This window comes from Paraburkholderia xenovorans, from assembly GCF_046030735.1.
Classification (GTDB): domain Bacteria; phylum Pseudomonadota; class Gammaproteobacteria; order Burkholderiales; family Burkholderiaceae; genus Paraburkholderia; species Paraburkholderia xenovorans_A.
The window spans coordinates 20,670-28,949 of the sequence record NZ_JAQQBV010000054.1 but is presented as its reverse complement, the minus strand read 5'-3'; the positions used below and the strand labels follow the sequence as shown (position 1 = coordinate 28,949).

Genomic DNA, 8,280 nt, shown 5'->3' with positions numbered 1-8,280 from the left:
GCTTATCTTTCTTTGCCGCGGCAAAGAAAGTAAGTGCCGCCCCGCACAGGGGCAACACGAATAGACCGAAAAGAAAAGAAACACCCAACGCCATAGGCAAACCAAAACCAAACCCAAAATCAAAACCGCAAAAAGCGCCACCCAACAAGCATCGCGGAGACAAAAAAGAACCCATTTCACTCTCCGACGAGAAAAACCCGCACAACAGGCCGCGCCAACGACTTAGCCCCGACACTAACCTCAAGCCCAGTCACAGACCGCGGCAGCGGCGCACTCCCCAGTTGGGGCACCTTGAGATTATTGTCCGCCTCAGTAATGGCGCCCTGCACATCTTTCATCTGGATGGTCCACCCAACTCTGGGCACATACATCCGCGCAGATATCGCCCCAACCCCGCTCATCAACGGCAACGCACTCCATCCATCGCCTTCGCCGCCACGCAACGCGCGCCTCAAATCACCCACCGTCCCGAGCGGCGGCGACGCATACCGCACCACGCGCCCCTCGGACACCCGATACCGCACCACCTGCAATCGCGGCGCCGCGCCCGGCAACTGCAGCTCCCGCACGATCTGCAACACGTTGCCGCTCACCGATATCGCCGCCTGTCCCGCCTCGTCGTCCGACGCGGCCTGCCGTGCGTCGATCCGCATCTGGTCGAAAAGCTGCGCAAACACGCGCTCCTCTTCCATCGCGTTCGTAATGGTCTGCCGCCCCCGGATAATCTGGTCCAGCCCTCGCCACGACAACACCGCAATCACCGCCATGATCGCAATCGCGACCAGCAGCTCGATCAGCGTGAAACCCCGCGCGCCCGAACGGCGCCGGCGCTCAGAGCGAACGGTTGTTTTCATTCGCCACCACCGTCACCATCTGCGCAAGATTGCCGGAATTCCCAGGCGTCCTCACCATCACTTCCACACGACGAAACACCGGGTTCGGCGTCGCCGTTACATGCTCGGTGCAAATCAATTGCAAATTGCCCTGCGAACAATCAAAACTCGTCTCGCCGACATTCGGCCAGCCATGCGTGAGACGCAATTGCGCCAGCGCGTTATCCGCACTCCAGCCGGCCAGCAAACGCCGATGCAAATCGGCTTCGCCACTCGCGAGACTGCCGACCGCGCGCAGCGACGCCGCCAACGCGATCGCGATGATCGCCAGCGCCACCAGCACTTCGATCATCGTGAAACCGCGCTGCGAAGCGCGGCGCCCCTTGCCCCTGCAACGACGCATCTCAGTGCACCTCATAGCGGCCATTGCCGGTGCCGACGATCGTCGCGCGCCCCGCCGCCGAAAACAGCGTGACCTGCACCGGCACGTCGATCGCCTCAGTGCCGAACACAAGGCGGCTCGGATGCGTATCCGAGCCGGGATAATCGATCGTCACACCGGTCACGCCGCCTTCCCATTGACGGGGTCCAAGCAGGTCGTCGCGCAACGGACGCCAGCCGTCAGCCGTGCGCTGGTCGAAACGAAAGCCGCCGTCGAGCGGTTGCCACGCGATCGGCCGTGCGCGCACCTGCGCTTCGTCGCCCGCGGATTCGAACAGCAGCGCGAGACGCTGCGCTTCCTCATTCAGATCGGTGCGCGGATTGCGGGTCATCGTCACGGCAGTGAGCGACACCAGAATGCCCGCGATCACCAGCACCACCATCATTTCCAGCAACGTAAAGCCGGCCATGCGCTTCGCGCCGCTCAACGTCCGGCGCGCGCCGGAACGCGCCTCGCGCGGCGCCGAGGCCGTGCACGGAGTGTCCACACGGGACTTGCAAGCGGACATGCGCATAGTGCCGGCCAGAAACGATCAGAAAAAACGACGATGGAGCGACGAGTCGATAAACCGTGCGATGAGGCGCTGAACCGGTTCGATCCGCGATCAGCGCCGTTCAATGAGTTAAGGTGCGCTTATTGCCACGAGCCGACGTCGGCATCGTTGCCTTCACCGCCGGCCTTGCCGTCGGCGCCATAGCTGAAGACGTCGATCTCGCCGTGCACGCCCGGATTCAGATACTGGTAGCTATTGCCCCACGGATCGTTCGGCAGACGCTCGAGGTAACCGCCGTCCTTCCAGTTGTTCGGCACCGGATCGGTACCCGGCTTTTCGATCAGCGCGCGCAAGCCTTGCTCCTGCGTCGGATAGCGGCCGTTGTCGAGACGGTAAAGTTTGAGCGCCTGCATCATGGTGCCGATGTCCTGCTTGGCGGCAACGCGGCGCGCCTCGTCCGGACGGCTCATGATTTTCGGCACGATCAGCGCGGCGAGAATGCCCAGAATCGCGATCACGACCATGATTTCGATCAGCGTGAAACCACGTTGACGACGGCTGCGTTGACCCGCGATGTCACGACGGCGAAGGGTCGACAATTGCATAGCTTGCTACCTCTTTTCAGGTGAATATTCGATCGGGCGAGATTCGCGTGCAACGATCAGGGTTGCTATTGAACACGCCCGGCCGGTCATTTTAATGTCATGGAGTTGAAGGGCCGTAAGAAAACGCCGGGGTGCTTCAGAAGGCTCTTTCTACACAACGCAAATTTCACATTAGTCCGTACAATGATGCGCATGAACGCCATCCAAATCCGCCTGCTGTCGCTCGCGCTGTTCGCCGTGTTCTGCGCGACCCTGACCTACTGGGTCATCACGCTCACCACGATGTCAGGCGCACCATTGCCTGCCGCCGCCGCACACAACCAGGTCTCGACCGACCAGGCCGCCACGCTGTTCGGCGGCCAGCTCACGCGCAGCGCGAACCAGGACGTGCATCTGTTCGGCATCCTGTCGCTGAGCCAGGGCGCCGCGGCCATCGTCAGCGTCGGTGGCGAACCGCCGCATGCGGTCTCGCTCGGCAGCGCGCTGATGCAAGGCGCCAAACTCTCCGAAGTCCGCCCGCGTTCGATCATCATCGATCGCAATGGCGCGCATTCCGAAGTGTTCCTGCCGGCCAACCCGGCGGGCCCCACGATCTACGTGCGGTGATTCGTATCACTGCGCTCGCCTGACTACACAATCGACTGCGCGATCGCGCGGCACGTTTCGCCGCGCGATCTACTGCACCAGATTGTTCAACTCGATGATCGGCAGCATCACCGCCAGCACGATCACCAGCACCACGCCCCCCATCGCCAGAATCAGCAGCGGCTCGAGCAGGCTCGTCAGGAACATCGTGCGGCGCTCGAGTTCGCGAGCTTCACCGTCGGCCGCGCGGTCGAGCATCGTGGTCACGTCGCCGGTCGCTTCGCCGGAGCGGATCAGGTGCACCAGCACCGGCGGAAACGTCTTCGTATTGCCGAGCGCGCGCGATAACGACGTACCCTCGCGCACGCGCACGATCGCATCGTCGATGTTCTCGCGCATCGCGTTGTTGCTGAGCGTTTCGGCAGCGGCTTGCAGCGCGCGCAGGATCGGCACGCCGGCGGCCGTCAGAATGCCGAGCGTACTCGCGAAACGCACCGTGTTGTAGCCGCGCACGAGCTTGCCGAGCAGCGGCGCGGTGAGCAGCCAGCGGTCGAACGCGAGCCGCGGCCCCGGCTGCTTCAGGATCGAACGCACCAGATACACCAGCACCACCACGCCGATCAGCATCGCCCACCACCAGTGCCGCACGAAGCCCGACAGCGCCATCATCATGATCGTGAGGATGGGCAATTGCTGCTTGGTGCTGGCGAACACGTTCACCACCTGCGGCACCACATAACTCAGCAAAAACGTGACGATGCCGAACGCGATCAGCGTGACGATCGCGGGGTAGGTGAACGCGAGCACGATCTTCTGCTTGAGCGCGTTGCGTTGCTCGATGTAGTCGGCGAGCCGCGACAGCACGAGGCCGAGCTTGCCGGTATGTTCGCCGGCCGCGACCAGCGCGCGATAAATCTCGGGGAAGTCTTTCGGATGCTGCGTCAGCGCATTCGCCAACGAATGGCCGCCGAGCACTTCCGCGCGAATCGACGCCATCAGTTCGCGAATGTAGTCGCGCTCCGATTGCTCGGTCAGCACGGAGAGCGCTTCGTCGAGCGGCAAACCGGCGATCAGCAGGCTGGCGAGCTGCCGCGTGAGAATCGCCTGCTCGCGCTGCGACAGTCGCCGCCCGAGCGACAGACGCTGATTGCGCTCGCCGCGCGTACGCGTGGCGGCCGGTTCGACGACGAGCGGCGTCAGTCCTTGCGAACGCAGATGGGTCCGCGCACCGCGCGCGCTATCCGCGTCGAGTACGCCTTTTTGCGCCTTGCCCGCGGCGTCGATCGCTTCGAAACGAAATGCCGGCATGCGCTTATGCTCCGCCCGTCACGCGGATGACTTCTTCGAGCGACGTCAGCCCGGACTCGAGCCAGCGGTCCGAGTCTTCACGCAACGTGCGCATGCCTTGCGCACGGCCGGAAGCAAGAATCTCCGCGTCTGAAGCATTGCGGTGAACCAGCGTGCGGATCTCGTCGTCGATCAGCAGCAGTTCGTACACGCCGCGCCGTCCCGCATAACCGGATTGGCCGCACTTGTCGCAACCCACCGGATGCCAGCGCACGCTGCCGTCTTCTTCGACCCGCTCTTCGCGGCACACCGGACACAGGCGACGCACCAGCCGTTGCGCCAGCACGCCGAGCAGCGACGAAGCCAGCAGATACGGTTCGACGCCCATGTCGGTCAGACGTGTCACGGCCGAGGCCGCGTCGTTCGTGTGCAGCGTCGCCAACACGAGGTGACCGGTCAGCGACGCCTGCACCGCGATCTGCGCGGTTTCCAGATCGCGGATTTCGCCGATCATGATGACGTCCGGGTCCTGCCGCAGAATCGAGCGCAGCGCCCGCGCAAAGGTCATACCGATCCGCTCGTTGACCTGCGTCTGGCCGATACCGGACAGGTCGTATTCGATCGGGTCTTCAACCGTCATGATGTTGGTCGTGGCCGTTTCGAGCCGCGACATCGACGCATACAGCGTGGTCGTCTTGCCCGAACCGGTCGGGCCGGTCACGAGCACGATGCCGTGCGGTTTGCCGATCAGCTTGTCGAATTTGACAAGCGTATCGGCCGCCATGCCGAGCGCTTCGAGGTTCAGGCGCGACGCGTCTTTTTCCAGCAGACGCAGCACCGCGCGCTCGCCGTGGCCGGTCGGCAATGTGGACACGCGTACATCCACCGGCCGGCCGCCCACGCGCAGCGTGATGCGGCCGTCTTGCGGCAAACGTTTCTCCGCGATATCGAGCTGCGCCATGATCTTGATCCGCGAGATCAGCGCGCCGTGCAGCGCCTTCTTTGGCCGCACGACGTCGCGCAATGTGCCGTCGACGCGAAAGCGCACCACCGAGGAAGTCTCGAACGGCTCGATATGAATATCCGAAGCCTGCTCGCGCGCGGCTTGCGTGAGCAGCGCGTTGATCATGCGGATGATCGGCGCGTCGTCTTCCGATTCCAGCAGGTCCTCGACCTCGGGAATGTCCTGCATCAGGCGCGACAGATCGACTTCGCCTTCCACTTCACCGACCACCTGCGCGGCGCTGCCGTCCTGGCGCGCATACGCAACGTTGATCGCCTGCGCGAGTTCGTCGGCCGGCACGCGTACCACCGACAACGCGCCGAAATTGCGCGCGACCTCGGCCAATGCAGCGCCGCTCGTGCGCTCGCTGATCCACACTTCGAGGCTATCGGCGTGCTGATGCGCGATCAGAATCTGGCCGCTGCGTGCAAAGCCGTACGGCACGAGCCGTGCGGCCACCGTCGACGGCACGCTGCGCTCGGCGTGCTCCGTCACGACCGCCGGCGGCACTGCGGCCGCCAGCGCCGCTGCCGGTGTCGTGGCTGCTGACGGCGGCGTGGACGGCGTGCTCACGGCTGCGCTCCAGGCGCCGACGTGGACGGCGCGGTGGGTACCGGGTTCGTCTGCACGGCGCCGCCATTGGTGGCCGGCGCGGGTGCCCGAGCCGGCGGCGGCGCCAGCTGCTGACGGCGCATTGAGTCGAGATCGAACAGGTTCATTGCCGGCGAACCACCCTGGCTCGGGCCGAGCGGCATCGGGGGCACCACCGGATCGTCCTTGTCCTTGATCAGGTTGTTGTCCGACTTGTACGCGCCCGTCACGCCTTGCACATAGTCGTAACGGTTCGACGTCACGGCCTGCGCCGTAGCGCGATCGGTGATGATCACCGGGCGCAGGAACACCATCAGGTTGGTCTTCTGACGCGTTTTCTGTTCCGAACGGAACAACTGGCCGATCCACGGGATGTCGCCGAGCAGCGGCACCTTGCTGTTGCTGACCTGATAGTTGTCCTGCATCAGGCCACCCAGCACGATGATCTCGCCGTTGTCGGCGAGCACGGTCGACTGGATCGAACGCTTGGTGAACTCAGGGCCGGACGGGTTGGTCGTCACGTTGGTCGTACCGTTCACGATCGCCGAGTCTTCAGTGTAGAGCTGCAGCTTGAGAATGCCGCCGTCGGTGATCTGCGGTTTGATGTGCAGCGTCAGACCGACGTCGACGCGATCGAACGTATTGAATGCCGAACTCGCCGTGGAGCTTGTCAGGTTCGAATACGAACCGGTCTGGATCGGCACGTTGGTCCCGACGACGATTTTCGCTTCCTCGTTGTCGAGCGTGATCAGGTTAGGCGTGGACAGCACGTTCGCATCGGCCGTCTGCGAGAGCGCCTGCAACAACGCGCCGAGTCCCTGCACGCCGAAAATGTTGTGAATCCAGCCGACGTTCAGGCCCTGCTGGATACCCGTGCTCGGGTTCGCGAGTGCAGCGGCAAGGCCGCCTGTGCCCGCCGCCGCAGCAGCAGCCGCCGCGCCGGTCAGATTGACAATGCTGTTGCCGGTACCTCCCGCCGTGAGGTTGGTGCCGGCGAACACCGAATTGTTCGCGACCTGCCACTGGATGCCCAGATTGGCGTTCGTGTTCGAATTCAGCTCGACGATCAGCGCCTCGATATAGACCTGCGCACGGCGCGCGTCGAGCTGGTCGATCACCGCGCGCAGATTGCGGTAAACCGGTTCGGATGCCGTAATGATCAGTGAGTTGGTCGCGGAGTCCGCCTGGATCATGCCGCCCGGCTGGTTGTCGTCGCTCTTGTCCTTGTCGCCGCCGAGCAGGCCGGCCGAGCCGGAGTTGCCGTTCGAGCCGTAGCCACCGCCGCTGCCGCCGCCCAACGGCGACGAGCCGGAGCTGCCGTTCAGTCCGCCGGAAGGCAAGGGCGGTGTGCCCGAGCTACCGGTCGAGTTGCTGCCCAAACCACCACCGCCGCCACTGCCGTTCTGGTTGAACGAATTCGCATCGCCCGAGCCGCCCGACGAACCGCTGTCACCGCCCTTGCCGAGCATTCCGCGCAGGGTCTTCGCGAGTTTCGTCGCGTCGGCGTTGCGCAGTGGTACGACGTGCATGTTGCCGGGCATCGTGGTCGGCGCGTCGAGTTCCTTCGCCAACTGCTTCGCCGCCGCCAGCCTCGATCCGTTCGACGCGCGGATCAGCAGCGAGTTGGTGCGCGGGTCGGCGGTAATCGACACTTTCAGCGTGGCGTCGGTGCTGCCGATCGCGCCGGGGTCGAGCATCTTGTTCAGTTGCGTGGCGATGTCGATCGCGTTGGCGTTCTTCAACTGCACGACCGACACCGACTGGCCCGCGGCCGTGTCCACACCCGCGATGATCTGCGCGATACGCCGCACGTTGTCCGCGTAATCGGTGACGACGATCGTATTGTTGGCCGGATAGGCCGCCACGGTATTGTTCGGCGAGATCAGCGGACGCAACACCGGCAGCAGGTTATTCGCCGACTCGTTCTTCAGCATGAACACCTGCGTGACCACCTGATCGCCGCGCGCGACCGGCGCATTGCCAATGTAGGTCGGCACGCCCTGCAGCTTGGCGTCGGCTTCGGGCACGACCTTCAGAACGCCGTGGTCCTGCACCAGCGCGAAGCCCTGCATCCGCAATGCGGACTGCAAGGTTTTGAGCGCCTGGTCTTCAGGTACCGCGTTTTCCGACACGAGATTCAACTGACCCTTCACACGCGGGTCGACGATGATCGTTTTGCCGGTTGCCGCGCCGATCGCCTTGGCGACCTGGTCGATATCGGCGTTGACGAAGTTGAGTGTCACCTGAGCCTGTGCTGTCTGCGCGGTGATCAACCCAGCCACCAGCAGCGCCGTTGCGACGCGACGCAATGCCATACGATTTCTTCTCATGGAAAGTAGGATCGGTGCCGATGGCTCCTGCCACCGACGGTCATGCAGTACGGACATATGAGCAGGCCGCCGCCGTAGCGCCCCACCTGCGGGCCTCACGGACGTTCATAA

The 8,280-nt window shown here is 63.9% G+C and carries 8 protein-coding genes; 1 reads left to right on the top strand and 7 read right to left on the bottom strand.

Features of this window, described 5'->3' with window-relative positions; genetic code table 11:
• Positions 1-176 precede the first annotated feature (176 nt).
• The 4 genes from PQQ51_RS32070 to gspG all read right to left on the bottom strand — a co-directional run bounded on the left by PQQ51_RS32070 (position 177) and on the right by gspG (position 2,373).
• Positions 177-854, bottom strand: a complete 678-nt coding sequence (locus PQQ51_RS32070; protein ID WP_408501216.1) for a PulJ/GspJ family protein — start codon at positions 852-854, stop codon at positions 177-179.
• The gene (gene gspI, locus PQQ51_RS32065) at positions 832-1,236 is read right to left on the bottom strand and encodes a type II secretion system minor pseudopilin GspI (protein WP_408501215.1); all 405 of its coding nucleotides are present in this window, start codon (positions 1,234-1,236) and stop codon (positions 832-834) included. Before gspI ends, PQQ51_RS32070 begins: the two co-directional genes overlap by 23 nt.
• Position 1,237: 1 nt before the next feature.
• Entirely contained in the window at positions 1,238-1,783 is a 546-nt protein-coding gene (locus PQQ51_RS32060; protein WP_408501214.1) for a GspH/FimT family pseudopilin, read from the bottom strand.
• Positions 1,784-1,908: 125 nt separating this feature from the next.
• On the bottom strand, positions 1,909-2,373 hold the full coding sequence (gspG, locus tag PQQ51_RS32055; protein ID WP_408501213.1) for a type II secretion system major pseudopilin GspG: 465 nt from the start codon (positions 2,371-2,373) through the stop codon (positions 1,909-1,911).
• Between the two features lie 192 nt (positions 2,374-2,565).
• On the opposite strand from gspG, the gene PQQ51_RS32050 reads away from it, so the two are divergent.
• Positions 2,566-2,979 (top strand): type II secretion system protein N, encoded by a 414-nt coding sequence (locus PQQ51_RS32050; protein ID WP_408501212.1) that lies wholly within the window; start codon positions 2,566-2,568, stop codon positions 2,977-2,979.
• A 69-nt stretch (positions 2,980-3,048) separates the two neighbouring features.
• Here the strand turns inward: PQQ51_RS32050 and gspF are convergent, their stop codons facing one another.
• Genes gspF through gspD form a run of 3 tightly spaced genes read right to left on the bottom strand, consistent with a single transcriptional unit; the run spans position 3,049 to position 8,154 of the window.
• Positions 3,049-4,266, bottom strand: a complete 1,218-nt coding sequence (gene gspF, locus PQQ51_RS32045) for a type II secretion system inner membrane protein GspF (protein WP_408501211.1) — start codon at positions 4,264-4,266, stop codon at positions 3,049-3,051.
• A gap of 4 nt (positions 4,267-4,270) precedes the next feature.
• Entirely contained in the window at positions 4,271-5,821 is a 1,551-nt protein-coding gene (gene gspE, locus PQQ51_RS32040) for a type II secretion system ATPase GspE (protein WP_408501210.1), read from the bottom strand.
• Positions 5,818-8,154, bottom strand: coding sequence for a type II secretion system secretin GspD (gene gspD, locus PQQ51_RS32035; protein ID WP_408501209.1), 2,337 nt, complete (start codon positions 8,152-8,154; stop codon positions 5,818-5,820). Before gspD ends, gspE begins: the two co-directional genes overlap by 4 nt.
• Positions 8,155-8,280: the final 126 nt, after the last annotated feature.

Bases quoted from the DNA above. Each gene is read 5' to 3' on its own strand.
- gspF (WP_408501211.1), bottom strand. From the start codon at position 4,266: ATGCCGGCATTTCGTTTCGAAGCGATCGACGCCGCGGGCAAGGCGCAA.
- PQQ51_RS32070 (WP_408501216.1), bottom strand. From the start codon at position 854: ATGAAAACAACCGTTCGCTCTGAGCGCCGGCGCCGTTCGGGCGCGCGG.
- gspI (WP_408501215.1), bottom strand. From the start codon at position 1,236: ATGCGTCGTTGCAGGGGCAAGGGGCGCCGCGCTTCGCAGCGCGGTTTC.
- PQQ51_RS32050 (WP_408501212.1), top strand. From the start codon at position 2,566: ATGAACGCCATCCAAATCCGCCTGCTGTCGCTCGCGCTGTTCGCCGTG.
- PQQ51_RS32060 (WP_408501214.1), bottom strand. From the start codon at position 1,783: ATGTCCGCTTGCAAGTCCCGTGTGGACACTCCGTGCACGGCCTCGGCG.
- gspG (WP_408501213.1), bottom strand. From the start codon at position 2,373: ATGCAATTGTCGACCCTTCGCCGTCGTGACATCGCGGGTCAACGCAGC.
- gspD (WP_408501209.1), bottom strand. From the start codon at position 8,154: ATGGCATTGCGTCGCGTCGCAACGGCGCTGCTGGTGGCTGGGTTGATC.